The organism is Chryseobacterium sp. WG23, assembly GCF_024586575.1.
Classification (GTDB): domain Bacteria; phylum Bacteroidota; class Bacteroidia; order Flavobacteriales; family Weeksellaceae; genus Chryseobacterium.
This window is the reverse complement of record NZ_JALCZE010000013.1, coordinates 160,457-176,652: the sequence shown is the minus strand read 5'-3', so window position 1 is coordinate 176,652 and position 16,196 is coordinate 160,457. Positions and strand designations below refer to the sequence as shown.

Annotated in this window: 9 protein-coding genes; 4 read left to right on the top strand and 5 right to left on the bottom strand. The window is 35.5% G+C overall.

What is annotated here, in order from left to right; all coding sequences use genetic code 11:
* Positions 1 to 331: 331 nt before the first annotated feature.
* The 4 genes from MP477_RS19385 to MP477_RS19370 all read right to left on the bottom strand — a co-directional run bounded on the left by MP477_RS19385 (position 332) and on the right by MP477_RS19370 (position 8,029).
* Positions 332 to 1,975, bottom strand: a complete 1,644-nt coding sequence (locus MP477_RS19385) for a SusD/RagB family nutrient-binding outer membrane lipoprotein (RefSeq protein WP_257191689.1) — start codon at positions 1,973 to 1,975, stop codon at positions 332 to 334.
* 26 nt (positions 1,976 to 2,001) lie between these two features.
* Complete coding sequence (locus MP477_RS19380; RefSeq protein ID WP_257191688.1) at positions 2,002 to 5,127, bottom strand: SusC/RagA family TonB-linked outer membrane protein; 3,126 nt, start codon at positions 5,125 to 5,127, stop codon at positions 2,002 to 2,004.
* A gap of 448 nt (positions 5,128 to 5,575) precedes the next feature.
* On the bottom strand, positions 5,576 to 7,204 hold the full coding sequence (locus tag MP477_RS19375) for an acyl-CoA carboxylase subunit beta (RefSeq protein WP_257191686.1): 1,629 nt from the start codon (positions 7,202 to 7,204) through the stop codon (positions 5,576 to 5,578).
* 297 nt (positions 7,205 to 7,501) lie between these two features.
* Complete coding sequence (locus MP477_RS19370; RefSeq protein ID WP_257191685.1) at positions 7,502 to 8,029, bottom strand: GNAT family N-acetyltransferase; 528 nt, start codon at positions 8,027 to 8,029, stop codon at positions 7,502 to 7,504.
* A gap of 199 nt (positions 8,030 to 8,228) precedes the next feature.
* Between MP477_RS19370 and MP477_RS19365 the strand changes: the two genes are divergently transcribed.
* From MP477_RS19365 to MP477_RS19350, 4 genes are all read left to right on the top strand, one after another.
* On the top strand, positions 8,229 to 9,107 hold the full coding sequence (locus MP477_RS19365) for a DMT family transporter (protein ID WP_257191684.1): 879 nt from the start codon (positions 8,229 to 8,231) through the stop codon (positions 9,105 to 9,107).
* 13 nt (positions 9,108 to 9,120) lie between these two features.
* A complete protein-coding gene (locus MP477_RS19360) occupies positions 9,121 to 10,203 on the top strand; it encodes a PorV/PorQ family protein (RefSeq protein WP_257191683.1) in 1,083 nt (360 codons plus the stop codon).
* A gap of 12 nt (positions 10,204 to 10,215) precedes the next feature.
* Entirely contained in the window at positions 10,216 to 10,968 is a 753-nt protein-coding gene (locus MP477_RS19355) for a hypothetical protein (protein ID WP_257191682.1), read from the top strand.
* A 75-nt stretch (positions 10,969 to 11,043) separates the two neighbouring features.
* Positions 11,044 to 13,899 carry a T9SS type A sorting domain-containing protein gene (locus tag MP477_RS19350; protein ID WP_257191681.1) on the top strand — a complete coding sequence of 952 codons (2,856 nt, stop codon included), beginning with the start codon at positions 11,044 to 11,046 and terminating at the stop codon, positions 13,897 to 13,899.
* Positions 13,900 to 14,351: 452 nt separating this feature from the next.
* On the opposite strand, the gene uvrC is transcribed toward MP477_RS19350, so the two are convergent.
* Positions 14,352 to 16,145 carry an excinuclease ABC subunit UvrC gene (uvrC, locus tag MP477_RS19345; RefSeq protein WP_230040050.1) on the bottom strand — a complete coding sequence of 598 codons (1,794 nt, stop codon included), beginning with the start codon at positions 16,143 to 16,145 and terminating at the stop codon, positions 14,352 to 14,354.
* Positions 16,146 to 16,196: the final 51 nt, after the last annotated feature.

Here is a 16,196-nt window from a genome sequence, read left to right as displayed (position 1 = left end):
GCGCCGATGGTACTGCTAACGCGGGAGAGTAGGCCGCCGCCAGTTTTTATTTTATTTTTAAAAATCCTTTATCGTAAGATAGAGGATTTTTTTTTGTTTATATACTATAACTGCTATACTCTTATACTCCAACTCTAAACTATACCCAACCTCAGTTGATAGTTGATAGTTGAGGGTTGAGGGTTGACAACGCTATTAACTCTCAACTCCTAACTCTCAACTATTAACTCCTAACTCATAACCCTTCTATTAAGTTTAGGCTATTGAGGCCCATGGGATGACAAAGTCATAGAACTATTAATTCTATTTTGAAAAGAATTGTACATGCTGTTTATTTCTTATCCCACCAAATGCGTCCCTGGATATCACTTTCACTTAATCCAAAATCAGGATCCAGTTTCATCATATCAAGTGCTGATTTTTGATTCTGATAATTCAGGTTATCTTTTGAAGGGGTTGAAAGAATAATTCTTCTAGGCATTACTAATAAAATTCCTCCATCCCGTGAGGGAGATTCTAATGTAAGAGCAGTGGATGTATTAGGCATGCCGGCCCTCTTAATAAGAGCCCAAACTTCATTTGGTTGTTTGAAATAATTAAGATATTCTTGTATGATAATTTGCTCAAGGGCTGTTGAAGCATTAAATTTAACTTGAGAAGAATTAAGGTAAGTCGTAATTTCTGCTTCGGTAGTTGGGGCATACTTGTCTACTAATGCTTCTTTAGCGATATAGTTATAGGTTATGATTGAGGCTCTGATTCCTTGTTCATATAGAGCCTGTACATTACCGGAAATAAGCCCCCTTGCTGCTAACTCAGCTTTTAATAAAGAATAATCAGCGTAAGTAAGAATTGGAAATACGGCGTTTCCGGTACCTGCATTATATTCAGGATGCCATATTTTATACTGTAATCTAGAGATCGTATCATAGTTTATACCGTCTAACAGCCTCTTGGCAGAGGTATAGTAACGGCTTTTATTTGGGCTGACCATATCCGGGCTGGTTGGACCTCCTACATATCGCTGATTTTCTATAGCTGGTTTCATTTTTCCAGCAGCAACAAGCTTATCAATATTTTCCTGGGAATAATCGTTTTCCTGGAAAAAAATGGGCCTTCTTGGATCTTTATTAAGATTCATAAAATCAGCCATTGGTTTAGAAGCAGACATCCCTATAGGGTTGAAATTACCATTCTCAGTAAATCTTTTTGCGAGCAGAGAGAAATCTTCATCTGTACTATTAATCTGTTCTCTTGATAATACTTGTGCTGCAATTGTGGACAGTTTTGCAGGATTTCTTTTCATTAATCTTGAAGCAATCTTTAATCTCAATGAATTGGCAATCTTTTTCCATCTTGTAATATTGCCATTAAAGAATAGATCTTTATTTCCAGGATTTATCTGTATAGATTGATCAGCAGCTTCAATAGCCACATAGACATCATTTAGCTGTTTGTCAAAAATATCATATAATTGTTCCTGGGTTTCAAATTTTGGAGTTAGTGTACCACCATAGCGTGCCTGAAATGATTCTGTATAAGCCATACTTCCATTCACATCAGTAACATACCACGCATAATAAACCTTTAAAATGCTGGCAATGCTTTTAATGTTGACGTATTTTACCTGTTCATTGGCCGGCATTTGATTGATCTTGTGAATAATATCAGTAAGCAAGGCACCATGATCTCCATAAAAGATATCTTTTCTTGCATTCATGTTGGAACCATCATCCATAAAGTTCGAAGCATTTCCAGTATTAGGAACTAAGGTTTGAGTCCATGGCATAATTCTACGATAATAATCATAATAGTATTCATAACTGCCATCATAACCTCTTTTAATGGCGAGAGGTAATAGTTCTTCCGGGGTTGCGGTTGTTTTATCCAGGGGATTGGTATTGATGTCAGCAAAATCACTTGTACAGGAAATGAATAGAGAAAGTGAAACGGTTAATATTAATAATTTTTTCATGCTTTAAATTTTAAATTAAATAGTTTCTAGAAAGAAAAATCCAGGTTAAACCCAATATATCTTGACATAGGTGAGCCTCCATATTCTGCAAAGCTTCCTGCACTATTGGAGTATTTTCCTTCGGGATTGATGCCATCGGGTAATTTATTATAGATATAGAATAAATTTCTTCCTATTATAGAAGCACTGAGTGTATTCAACCCTAGAGGCTTAATCATATCCGGTTTAAAAGAATAGGTAAGTCTTAGCTCGCGAAGGGCTACCCAGGTATTCTCAAAAATAGCCTGCTCCCGTATGCCGGTTCCCCATGAGGCTAAATTTCTATAATATAAATCGGTACGTACAGGATTTAGCCATCCATTTTCATACACTTCCTGATAAGTCATTCCACCTACATCTCTTTTAATGCCTTGTTTATCAGTTATTTTTGTTTTATCAGCAAACACTCCTTCAGGAATTAATCCATATTGTGTCACGCCATTGGCATCTGTATATTGAATCCCTCCTCTGGCTTCATCTCTATATTGTAGGGTTGATGGTGAGTTTCCAAACTGAACTCCATAATTATAAGTGGCTGAAAGAATATCTCCACCCACTCTTGCATCTATCAATACACTTAATGATAAATTTTTATAGCTGAAGGTATTTCTAAAGCTGGTTAAAAAATCAGGGGTCAGCTTTCCTACTGTAACATCGTTCTGATTCTGATAAGAATTGGAGCGTAGATAATAGCCATTAGAGTTTAAGACTTTCATTCCATTTCTGGGGTCATTGGCATCCTGTGCCTGGTATCTGGCATAGGCATACCTTGTTTGTATCAGCCCATATTGTTGGCCCGCTATGGCTACACTTCTTACATCATCTCCCATACCCAAATTGAGAACATATACACTTACTCCAGGGTACAATTCAATAAGCTTGTCTCTGTTTTGGGAGAATGTAAATGTTGTATTCCATCTGAAATTAGTTGATTTAACAGGAACTGCGTTTACAATAACCTCAATACCCTGGTTTTGTAAGTTTCCGGCATTTATCTGTTGTTCTTTAACTCCGGACTCCTGGGGTAATGAAAGGGTTAATAATTGGTTTGTTGTATTCGTTTTGTAAAAAGAGACATCAAAATCTAAACGGTTGTTCAAAAAGGCCATATTCAATCCAAATTCTATGGATTTGCTCAGCTCATTCTTTAGGTTTGCGTTGGCAAGGGCATTACTATTAAAACCTGTTAAAGGAATGCGGTTCCCATTAGGAGTATTGTAAGCTGACGGGTCTGGTCTGTAGTAGAAGCCTGCGCTTGTGTTATAGGGAGAAGTATCCCGGCCTACCCATGCCAGGCTGGCTCTTAAACTACCAAAATTAATCCATTTCGGAAGTTTGAAGGAATTGGAAAATATCCAGTTCCCCACAAAGGATGGATAAAAATAGCTCAGACTTCCGTAGCCATCAGGATATGATAAGGTGGAAGACCAGTCATTACGTCCGGTAATATCTATGAATAGCTGATCCTTCCATGCGAAGTTAGCAAAGGCATAAACGGCCTGAATCCTTTTTGGAGACTGCTCTCCATCAGTGTATGAAACTTCATTTCCTGCAGGATCTATAGTATTCTGGATCTGAAAAACACCAGGGGTGTTAAGGCCTCCATTTGTCCATTGTTTGTTTGATTTATACCTGGATCTGAAATCCTCTCCGCCCAGGGAAGCATTTAATGTTAAATGATCAGTTAATTTAAAGTTACCATTCAATAAAAATTTAACATTATACTGTTCTTTATTTCCTTCCAGAATAGTATAGCTCCCTCCTGTAAAGCCGGTATTTTCGCCTAGTATTTTAGATTCGTTGATAAAATTATAATTATTGAAATTACCGCTAACGGTTAGATTTAGCCAATCCGTTAACTGAGACCGTATTTCTAAACGTCCTATATAATTATTTTCTTTTTGGGTTCTTGTATTTTGAAAAATATTAAAATAATTAGCGGCCATTTCATAAGGATCGGCACTCTCTTTTTTTATACCTCCATTGATTGGATCCAAATAATTGTTTCTCCAGTAAACGGCATCAAAGCTTCTGGGAAGTCCATAAATATAGCTGAACAACGGACTTGAATTTCCTCCCTGAGGTACCGGGTTCTGCCCAAAAGACCGGTTATAATTGAAACTGGCATCCACTTGCAGATATTTACTGAACTCATGAGTTGCACGGAAATAAAAAGCATTTTTTGTAAATTTATTTCGGGGCAAGATCCCATCGGCTTCCTGATTGGTATAGCTTAATAAAAAAGTAGATTTCTCATCGCCACCAGATAACTCAATTGAATTTTTACGATCAAGGCCTACCTGATAAATATCTCTGTAATTATTGGGTTGAGAATTCCATAGTATGGTTCTGCCGTCAATATCCCTTACAGGCTTTCCATCAAACTTTGGCCCATAGCTGTAAAAAGCATTGCCCGGATCAATAAAGCGCTCACCATTACTATCCGTTTGGAATGTAGGGCCCACGCCTGCTCCAAATTCATTTTGAAATTTTGGCCCTGAGTAAACATATTGTGTGGTAAGGGAAGAATTGACTTTGACCCCAATCCCATTTCTGCTTTTCCCTTTCTTGGAGGTAATAACGATTACCCCATTTGCGGCACGTGAACCATAAAGGGCCGAGGCCGCTGCTCCTCTGAGCACGGTAACAGATTCAAAAACATCTGAGTTCAGATTTTTCATTTCGTTACCGAAATCATATCCCGATCCCCATGCATCTGCACCGGTTACACTGTTATCTATAATAACGCCATCCACAACAATTAAAGGTTGATTATTTTTCCCCAATGAAGTATTCCCCCGGATTTGAATTCTGGAGCTAGACTGAGGCCCTCCTGCACCGGCAACAATTTCTACCCCGGGTAGTTTCCCCTGAAGGGCTTCCATAGGATTAACAACCCCTGCCTGTGTAATATCTTTGCTTTCAACCTTTGTAACGGCGTAACCTAGTTTTCTCTGGTCTCTTTTTATTCCAAGTGCAGTTACAATAACTTCTTGAATTTCCTTATTTTTTACAGTATCTTTCTTTGTTTTCTGAGCATTTAAATGGTTTGGACTCAACAGAAAACAAAAGACACTTACGGTTAAGGCAAAGCCCACACTTGATTGTTTCATTTTGATTCATCATTTGGTTAAGAATTACAATATTAAAAAAATAAATAATAAAAAGTGATTTATTTTTATTGTAACAAATTGATTATCAGTGTTTGAGGCTTTTGATTATCTTGTCTAATTTAATTTTCTATGTAAAATATTTATCCATTAAGGATATCATAGTGATAAATTAATATCAATTGCTATTTAAATGAATTTTATTTTTTTTATCAATTGAGGTAATATTTTATGGTAAACTTCGTAAGTTGACTAAGATTATTAAAAAAATAAGAAGTACTGATAACCTTCTTATGAGTTGTCATACTATTTGATACTGTATGTGAAGAATTATTTAAATAAAAACTTTTCTCTTACAAGAGCATATATATTCAAAGAAAGAGGCCGTTTTCACATATTGTGAAAACGGCCTCTTTGAATTATTCGCCGAGGTGAATATGTATACGTCAGATCATACCTGTATAACGCCTAAGTTAAATTTCTCTGTAATAGGAGAATGGTTGGCAGCTTCAATACCCATAGAAATCCATTTTCTGGTGTCTGCAGGATTGATGATGGCATCTGTCCATAATCTTGCTGCTGCATAAGTAGCATCGGTTTGGCTTTGGTATTTTTTGGAAATAGTATCCAGAATTTCGTTGTGTTCTTCTTCTGATATTTCTTTGCCTTGTTTTTTTAATGCAGATTCCTGGATCTGTGCTAAAACTTTTGCTGCCTGAGACCCACCCATTACGGCTAAGTCTGCCCAAGGCCATGCAACAATTAATCTTGGATCATAAGCTTTTCCACACATGGCGTAATTACCGGCTCCATATGAGTTTCCTGTAATGATGGTAAATTTAGGAACAACAGAATTGGATACGGCATTGACCATTTTTGCACCATCTTTGATAATCCCTCCATGTTCGGATTTAGAACCTACCATGAAGCCTGTAACATCCTGTAAGAAAACCAATGGTATTTTTCTTTGGTTACAGTTAGCTATAAATCGGGTGGCCTTATCTGCAGAATCGGAATAAATAACTCCTCCGAATTGTACTTCTCCCTTACCGTTTTTTACCATTTTTCTTTGGTTGGCTACAATTCCTACAGACCAGCCATCTATTCGGGCTGTAGCACAGATGATACTTTTTCCGTAGTCAGGCTTGTATTCTTCATATTCAGAGTTGTCTGTAATACACTTTAGGATATCAAAAGTATCATACTGCTCAGCTCTTGAAACCGGCATTATTCCAAAAATATTTTCCGGTTTTTCTTTAGGAAGAAAACTTTCTATTCTGTCAAAACCTGCTTTTTCAGTACTTCCGATAGATTTCATAATGTTTTTGATTCTATCCAAAGCATCTTTATCATCTTTAGCTTTATAATCTGTAACTCCTGAAATAGAGCAGTGGGTAGTAGCTCCACCCAATGTTTCGTTATCGATGCTTTCACCTATTGCTGCCTTTACAAGATAGCTTCCTGCAAGGAAAATAGAACCTGTTTTGTCAACAATCATAGCCTCATCACTCATAATAGGCAAATAAGCTCCTCCGGCTACACAACTGCCCATAACTGCTGAAATCTGGATGATTCCCATAGAGCTCATTTTCGCATTATTCCTGAATATTCTTCCAAAATGTTCTTTATCCGGGAATATCTCGTCCTGCATAGGAAGATAAACACCGGCAGAATCTACCAGATAGATAATAGGAAGTTTATTTTCCATAGCAATCTCCTGTGCTCTTAGATTCTTTTTCCCTGTAATGGGGAACCATGCACCTGCTTTTACAGAAGCATCATTAGCTACAACGATACACTGCCTTCCTGAAACGTAACCAATCACTACAACAACTCCCCCACTAGGGCATCCTCCATGTTCCTTATACATTTCATATCCTGCAAATGCTCCTACTTCTATGGAATCTGAATTTTTATCAAGAAGATAATCAATTCTTTCTCTTGCCGTCATTTTTCCTTCATCACGAAGCTTTTGAAGCCTCTTTTCACCACCACCTTTTTTTATTTCGGTGAGCAAGCGGTTTATATCTGAAAGTCTTAACCTGTTTTGATCTTCCCGTTTGTTGAATTCAATATCCATAAAGTTTCAATTTTTTACGCTTAAAGATACTATTTTTATACAGAATATGAATTGAAGTAAAACAGGTGTTTAATATATTGGTATTCAGAAAATTGTGATATTTTTAACAGAAAAATATTTTTAGATGATTTATATTTTTTCTAACTTTACGGTAGAGTAACAGAGATCCTAATCTCTGCAAAATACTCTGTTCCTAGTTTATTTTTTTAATAGTTTATTATTTGAAAGCCCTGAAAGTTTAACAAATTTTCAGGGTTTTTTGTATCTGCATAAAAGTTGGAAGAACATACTGAAAAATTAAACTGAATACTGTTTTCTATATTCTATAATATTGAGAAATGATGATGGGCTTTTATTTTTTTGATATTTTTTAAAAGGGATAAAGCCTAATTTTTCAGGTATTCTCCTGCTCGCTATATTTTCCTGATCAACTGGATAGACTATATATTTAAAAGTAAAATTACTTTCTAAAAATTCAATAAGGCTCACTATGATCTCTGTACCCAATCCAATACCTTGTGCATCCTTTTTTAACCATAAGCCGAGTTCTACCGATTCTTCTGTTATGCTATGAATACCACAGCAACCCATAAAGTTATTATCATCATCAAGCGCAACCATGACAAGGTCAGTATTTTTTAACAACAACTTTTTTGATTCTTCTACGAAAACCAGAATATCATTCCTATCTCCATGCGGATTGAAAGGCATATATCTTGTAACTTCTGCAGTAAAACAGGTATTGATATCGTCAATATACAAATCTTCTACAGGCTGCAATATCAGCCGATCTGTTTTAATTCTAATATCTTTATTCAGTATCATAAGTCCAATGTATGAATTTTTTATTTTAGTGAGAAAAGATCTTATGGGGCAGTAACATTGCTTTTTTTGATAAAATTTTTATAAAAATAAGGTGAAGACCTATTAAGTGTTTTTTTATTAAACTATTATTTGTTTTTTTATCAGATTTGTAAAAGCCTATTTGTAAATTTGCACGTTAAAAATTCATAGAAGATAGGATATGCATAAATTGGCACTTTTCAGGCTGCATTTAATTGTGTTTTTGTGGGGGTTCACTGCAATTTTAGGAAAACTAATTCATGCGAATGCGCAGGTTCTGGTATTTTACAGAATGTTGTTTGCTGCAGTCTTTCTTTTTGTATTCATAAGAGTTTACAAAAAAGAGAGTATAAAGGTTTCAAAAAAAATATTCTTTCAGCTGGCAGCTATTGGTGTTGCGATGGCACTTCACTGGTATTGCTTTTTTTATTCTATCAAGGTTTCTAATGTTTCCATTGCTTTAAGCTGCTTATCATTATCTACACTTTTTGCCTCTATTTTAGAGCCTATCATTTTTAAAAGGAAAATTGATATATCAGAAGTGGTGATGGGAACAGTGATTGTTGCCTGCATTTTATTGATTTTTAAAACTGAATTTCATTTTAAAGAGGGTATTATTTATGGTATCCTGTGTGCTGTTTTCGGAACCATTTTTTCTGTTTTTAATGGTAAAATGTTTGGAAAAACAAGTTCGGGGAATATTATATTCTATGAAATTTTCTGTGGGTGGTTTATTTTAATGGTATTTTATCTTCTGACGGGTCAAATCTTTCAGATGGATGAAATAAACTATAGAGATCTGGCGTTAATATGCTTGTTGGCCAGTGTTTTTACAGCTTTTCCAATGTTGGAATCAGTAAAATTAATGAAGTATATTTCGCCTTTTACTTTAATTTTAACAGTTAATTTAGAGCCGGTTTACGGAATTATACTAGCTTTTTTTATCTTTGGAGAATCAGAACATATGAGCCCTATATTTTATATTGCTTCAGGAGTTATGATACTGGCAATCATTGTCAATGGATTAATAAAAGCTAAAAAAACAAAAAACTTTAACTAAGCATCAAATTTATATGATGAAAAAATATTTTTTACTTGCATTTTCACTGCTGTTTGGGCTGTCACAATCTCAGATTATCAGGAAATATTCCAATGAATTTTTAAATATCGGAGCCGGTGCACGAGGTCTGGCAATGGGGGGAGCAGTAATATCCAATCAGGATGATGTATATGCTCCAATGTGGAATCCTGCGGGTTTAATGTCTATTGAGAGAGACTGGCAGGGAGCAGCGATGCACGCAGAATATTTTGAATCTATTGCAAAATATGATTACCTGGCCTATGCAAAGGTAATGGAAGAAGGTGTTTTTGGAGTTTCAATAGTAAGACTTGGGGTAGATAATATTTTGAATACCACCCAAATGATAGATTCTGAGGGAAATATTGATTATGATAAGATCACCAAATTCTCACAATCTGATTATGCCGCTATACTTTCTTATGCATTCAGGCCGGGAGGGAATCCCAATTTGGATGTAGGAGTGAATGCCAAAATTGTGTACAGAAATGTGGGTAAATTTGCCAGTGGCTACGGGTTTGGTTTTGATGTAGGAGCTATTTACAAAGGAAATAATGGATGGAAATTTGGGGGTATGATCCGTGATATTACTACCACAGTAAACTTTTGGACCATTAATCAGAAAGAATTATCAACCGTTGTAAATGGTGAAGAGTTTAACCCTGCACCAAAAGATAAAATGGAGCTTACCATGCCTAAGCTGAATGTTGGGGCAAGTAAGTTATTTGAAATTAACAGCAGTGTCTATGTTTTGCCGGAAGCAGGGATTAATGTGGATTTTGCAAAAACGGCTTCATTAATTTCAACAGACTTTGCAAGTATCAGTCCTTATGCGGGAGCTGAGCTGGGGTACCAGAAAATGATTTTTGTAAGATTGGGGATCAATAGGTTCCAGTCCATTACAGATATAGAAGATCTTAAAAGAAAAGTTTCCTTTCAGCCGAGTGCAGGTCTTGGAATAAAATATAGAGGACTTACCCTGGATTATGCAATCACAAATTCAGGAATAGGCGGATCTAATTTCTATTCCAATTTCTTTTCATTGAAGCTGGATATGGGAGCATTTAGAAACGATTAAAAATAAAATAATATGAAAAGGATATCAGTGTTTATGTTGGCTATTTGTTCAACACTCATTTTCGGACAAAAGGTTTCAGATTATAAATACATATTTATTCCTGAGAAGTTTGAATCATTTAAAAAAGATAGTTATGGCTTAGAGACTTTTTTAGCAAAAGCACTGACAGGGAAAAAATATGTCGTTCTGCCGGCTAATAGAGATCAATGGCCTTCTGAAGCTAAAGATAACTCCTGTAATATCCTTAATGCAAATGTTTTGGATGATTCTGGTTTATTTACAAATAAAGTTATCTTACAATTATCGGATTGTAATAAGAAAACCATTCTGGAAGCTAAAGGAAGATCGAATATCAAAGAATTTGAAAAAGGATATCCGGATGCACTGAAACAGGCTTTAATGAATGTTACAATTTCAAACCCTGTTAATATTTTACCTGCGCAGACATCTGATACAGCCAGCAGTACTCAGAATACAGCTTCTGATACTCCTGCAGCTACAACAGCTGTTTCTACGGCAAGCAATTTTTCAAACGGAAAGCTTGATCTGCAGAAAGTACAGATAGATAACACCCAGTTTATTCTTGCTAAGTCAGGGAGCTCTGTTCCTTTCGCTATTTTTAAATCAACTTCAAAGAAAGATGTATTTATGGTGAAGCTGGATAACGGAACAACTACTATTGGTTATTTTGAGAATGGAAATATCGTAATTGATGTTCCTCAGGCTGACGGTAAATATTCTAAAGAGGTCTTTGCAGCAAAATAATTTTTTAAAAACTTAATAAACTAATATATAATCCTTAATTCATGATGTTTGAATTAAGGATTAATTTTTAAAACCATGAAAAAACTTTACATTCCCATATTGACTTTACTGTCAATATTTTCAACTGCGCAAACTGTATTGAATACACAATTGCATGAGATTAATTTTGGAGCTTCAAGTGATCCAAAATCGTTTATCAAACTTAATGATCTGATCATTTTCCCGGCAACCGGGTCTCCTTATGAAGGAAGAGAGCTTTGGTGTTTTAATTCTGCCACTCAAAAATCTAGTTTGCTGAAAGATATTTATCCGGGGCCCAGCGCTGGTATATCAGGATCTCCTGCCTCAGTAAAATTAAATAATAAAGTCTATTTTCTTGCCCAGCAAAACTCATCCTATTACCAGCTTTGGGTAACGGACGGAACAAGTGTTGGAACAACAAAGTTAAAAGACCTTAGCTCAAATTTTGTTATTGATGAGCTTGTGGTGGTGGGAAATAAAATTTTCTTTTATCAATCTAATGAGCTGTGGGCTTTTGATACGGTTACTGACGATCTGCAGTCATTAAAAACATTTTCCTATTCCGGAAATGTAAAATTATATTCTTTTCACAATGAATTGTTTCTGGCAGCTAATGACGGAGTACACGGAAAAGAGATCTGGAAGTCTGATGGTACACCGGGCGGTACCACTTTGCTGAAAGATATCGCCTCAAGTTCGGGATCAAGTATTTCTAATGATTTTAAAATTATTGAATTAAATAATAAGTTTTATTTTGTGGGCAATGGGGCGGCTGGATATGAGCTTTATGAAAGTGACGGAACTACTGCCGGTACGGTGTCTGTGACACCTGTAAAGGTTCCGGAATTGGATGGGGCAGCTTCAGATAATTATTTTGTATTTAAAGGCTTAGACCCTGTGGGAAGTGGAATTGAACCTTGGGTGTCAGATGGAACAGCTGCTGGAACTCAATTATTAAAGGATATTATCCCGGGGGTAACAAGTTCCCTGGCTATGCCTAAATTTATTAGTTTTAACAATAAAATCTATTTTGAAAGTAATTCTAACGGAATAACCCCGAATTATGGAAATTATATCTGGGAAACTGATGGAACTCTGGCTGGAACAGCATTATTTAATACACCTCCGGAAATGAAATTATATGGAAAGAGTTCAGATGGGATACATTTAATATATAACACTGTAAATTCAGGGCTAAGATATTGGATCACCAATGGAGGTTCTGTTCAGCCATTTGAAATTACAGGATTAGCTTTACCGATTGCCAATAGTTTTATAGATCTTAACTCTAAAGTTTATCTGGCTGGTACAAACCAAAGGAATGGAGCAGAAGTCTTTTCCCTGGACCCTGCCACGAAAGTTATTTCAATAGCTGCTGATATTAACAGGGTGGAAGGTTCTGAGCCACATTCTTTTGATGTACTGAACAATAATCTGATCTTTATCGCCAAAGACCGGGAATTTAGTAATCAGCTATATAAGAGAAATAAAAGCACCCAACAGGTTGAAAGATTATCTTTCTTTAATACCGGTGGAGCTTTACCAGGGGGAATAGCTACCACTTTTGACGATGAGTTCACTAAAGTAGGAAACTATCTTTACACAAAAGGAGGCTTTTACAGGACAGATGGAACGGCTGCAGGCTCAAATGTAATCATTATGTTGGAACCAATTACAAATAGAATTGTCTATACCAGCCTGAATGATAATATGCTGCTCTTCTCCGCCTATAGTAACTTTACAGGAACTGAGCTTTGGAGAATTAACAACAGTTCAAATACAATGGATTTAGTAAAAGATATATCGGTGGACAATATGGGAAGTTTATATGATGTGGATACTAAAACGGCTGTCCTAGACGGATACGCATATTTTATAGCGAGACAGAACGGAAAACTGGGAATCTGGAAGTCTGACGGTACGAATCCTAATACCAATAAAACCATTCAATTTACATATCAGAATGGGACAGATGGAGATATAAAAGTCTTGAGCGCTGTTAATAATAAATTATTCTTTACTCTGGCTCAGGAGAATAATTCAAGTAATGAACATACGGAGCTTTGGTCTTCGGATGGTGACCAGGCTTCATCTGTACTGTTAAAATCCTATGTAGAACCTGCCGGTTCTGGAACTATTTACAGGGAAACAGGAATACTCAATGACAAATTATTTTATGTGACTACAGGTTTCTCTTCAGGTCTCCATTCTTCCGATGGAACAGTTGCGGGCACAGAAAAAATTATAGCAGGAAACTTTACGGCAAATGTGAAGTTTAAAAAATGTGGAAACCAGCTATTTTTCACCAATAATTATCATAAAGAACTGTGGAGGACTGATGGCACAGTCAATGGTACTTATAATGTGAAATCCGGATTTTCTGCAATAAAGGATATGGTTTGTGCCAATAACTATCTTTACTTCCTGAATGGTGATTCCCAAAAAGTATGGAAAACTAATGGTATTGCTTCAGATACAGTGCCAATGGATATTTTTGTTACGAATGATGATAATCAGCTGCTGGCTAATGAAAATATTCAGAAAATGGCAACGGACGGAGAAGAGCTGTTTCTGACCATTTTCACAAAAGAGCATGGAAGTGAATTTTACGCCATCACGGATACTTTACCCATTTATATGGCGACTAACGAATCTGTAAAACAGGAAGAGAAGAATGCTGATTTTAATATCAAGATTTATCCTAATCCGGTTTCAGACTATTTTTCAATACATTCCAAAGAAAATGATAAAATTGAAACAGTTAAAATTTTCGATGCAGCCGGGAAGCTGGTTAAGAATATAACGTATCCCAATGATAAAATTGATGTTGCCGAACTTTCTTCAGGAGTTTATTTCCTTAGAATTAAAACGGCTAAGGGAGATTATCTGATTAAGATCTTAAAGAAATAATATTATAAAAGGCTCTTAAAAAGAGCCTTTTATATGTATATATGTTGATGTGTTTTCTCAATAGGAGTACAGAACTCTGTCATCTGTTTTTGTTTCTAAAGCCGCCTGTATTATTTTAACTCAGATTATTTTTTACTCTATCTAAACTTTGAAAGCTGTACTAATTTACGAAAAATATTATAAATAATGTTAATTTATTTATAATATTTTATTAATTAATATTTATATATATTGTTTTTAATCGATCATTAGGGATTTGTTATATTTTGTCTTTTTATGGGACAATAACTTAATCTATACGCCAATACTACATAAATATAGTAAAGGCCATTTTAGAAAATCTAAAAAGGCCTTTTATTATTGGAATTTTGATAGTATTTAAAAAATATCAAAATCAAATGCATATAGGATTAAAAAAAGGTGTGACAGTAAAATGTGGATGTAAAAGCGTTTTAATTTGAATTAAAAAATTCCCAAACTACCTTTGCTTTACTCTTGCCCAGAATTTCTTCTAATGTTTCCAGATTGGATTCTTTAATCCTTTTAACAGATTTAAGCTTTGATAATAACAATTCAATTGTTTTTTCTCCCACTCCGGGAATTTCCTCCAGTTCAGATTTTATAGTAGAGTTCTTTCTTCTTGTTCTATGATGCTTAACTCCAAAACGGTGGGCTTCATCACGAACTCTTTGAAGAATTTTTAATGTTTCAGATTTTTTGTCAAGATAGAGCGGAATAGGATCTTCGGGAAAGAATATCTCTTCCAGTCTTTTTGCAATTCCCACAATAGTTATCTTACCATAAAGACCCAATAATTTCAGGCTCTTTACAGCAGAAGATAGCTGGCCCTTTCCACCATCTATCAGAATTAATTGGGGCAGGTCTTCCCCTTCATCTACCATTCTTTTATAACGGCGATAGATCACTTCCTCCATCGTAGCAAAGTCATTAGGTCCTTCTACGGTTTTAGGATGAAAAATCCTGTAGTCCGCTTTGCTGGGCCTGCCGTCTTTAAAAACTACACAGGCAGAAACCGGGTTTGTTCCCTGAATATTGGAGTTGTCAAAACCTTCAATATGTCTTGGTTCTACAGGCATTCTGAGCAGTTTTTGCATCTCAGCCATTATCCTGTTGGTATGTCTTTCAGGATCCACAATCTGAACCTGTTTTAATTTTTCAAGACGGTATTCTTTAGCGTTTTTTTCGGACAGCTCTACAATTCTCTTTTTATCACCTACTTTAGGAACAATAAGTTTTACATTAGGAATTTCTACAGATAAATGAAAAGGAAGCAATACTTCTTTTGAGTTGGAACTGAATTTCTGCCTGATCTCAATCAAAGCCTCTTCCATAATATCTTCATCCGCTTCCTCTAAGATTTTTTTAATCTCTGTAGTAAAACTCTGAATAATATTTCCGTTTCTTATTTTAAAAAAATTGACATACGCGGCGGTTTCATCACTCACCATTCCAAAAACATCCACATCGTCAATATTAGGATTGACAACCGTATTTTTAGCTTGGTAATCTTCCAATATATCCAGTCTTTCTTTGATAATCTGAGCTTCTTCAAACTGCAAATTAGAGGCGAGTTTCATCATCTGATTGATCAGATAATCTTTTGCCTTCCGGAATTCTCCTTTGATCATTCCACGGATAGCATCTATCTTTTCATCATAATCCTCTTTACTTTCAAGATCTTCACAAGGCCCTTCACAATTTTTGATATGATATTCAAGACAGACTTTGTATTTTCCGTCGGCTATTTTATTCGGAGAAAGATTCAGATTACAGGTTCTCAGTTTATAGATATGTTTGATGGTATCTAATAATATTTTTGCCGGACGCACTTTTGCATAGGGGCCATAGTATTCAGAACCATCTTTAATTACATTTCTGGTGAGAAAAATTCTTGGGAAATCTTCATTTTTAATACAGATCCAGGGATAGGTTTTATCATCTTTCAACATCACATTGTAAAATGGCTGATGTTCCTTGATCAGATTGTTTTCCAATAAAAGAGCATCATACTCACTGTTTACAATAGTAGTTTCCAGGCGCTGGATTTTCCCAACCATTATTTTGATCCTGTATCCTGAAAGGTTTTTGTTGAAGTAGGAGAGAACCCTCTTTTTTAAGTTTTTGGCCTTACCCACATACAATAGCTGTTCATTTTTATCATAATAACGATAAACACCGGGTTCCGAAGGTAAAGTTTTGAGCTGTAATTCTAAAGAAGGATTCATATAACAAAATTAAGGAATCTTTCTATATTTAAAAAAAGAATACCTGCAGAA

Coding starts and splice junctions, on each gene's coding strand:
- MP477_RS19385 (WP_257191689.1), bottom strand. CDS start 1,975: ATGAAAAAATTATTAATATTAACCGTTTCACTTTCTCTATTCATTTCC.
- MP477_RS19380 (WP_257191688.1), bottom strand. CDS start 5,127: ATGAAACAATCAAGTGTGGGCTTTGCCTTAACCGTAAGTGTCTTTTGT.
- MP477_RS19375 (WP_257191686.1), bottom strand. CDS start 7,204: ATGGATATTGAATTCAACAAACGGGAAGATCAAAACAGGTTAAGACTT.
- MP477_RS19370 (WP_257191685.1), bottom strand. CDS start 8,029: ATGATACTGAATAAAGATATTAGAATTAAAACAGATCGGCTGATATTG.
- MP477_RS19365 (WP_257191684.1), top strand. CDS start 8,229: ATGCATAAATTGGCACTTTTCAGGCTGCATTTAATTGTGTTTTTGTGG.
- MP477_RS19360 (WP_257191683.1), top strand. CDS start 9,121: ATGATGAAAAAATATTTTTTACTTGCATTTTCACTGCTGTTTGGGCTG.
- MP477_RS19355 (WP_257191682.1), top strand. CDS start 10,216: ATGAAAAGGATATCAGTGTTTATGTTGGCTATTTGTTCAACACTCATT.
- MP477_RS19350 (WP_257191681.1), top strand. CDS start 11,044: ATGAAAAAACTTTACATTCCCATATTGACTTTACTGTCAATATTTTCA.
- uvrC (WP_230040050.1), bottom strand. CDS start 16,145: ATGAATCCTTCTTTAGAATTACAGCTCAAAACTTTACCTTCGGAACCC.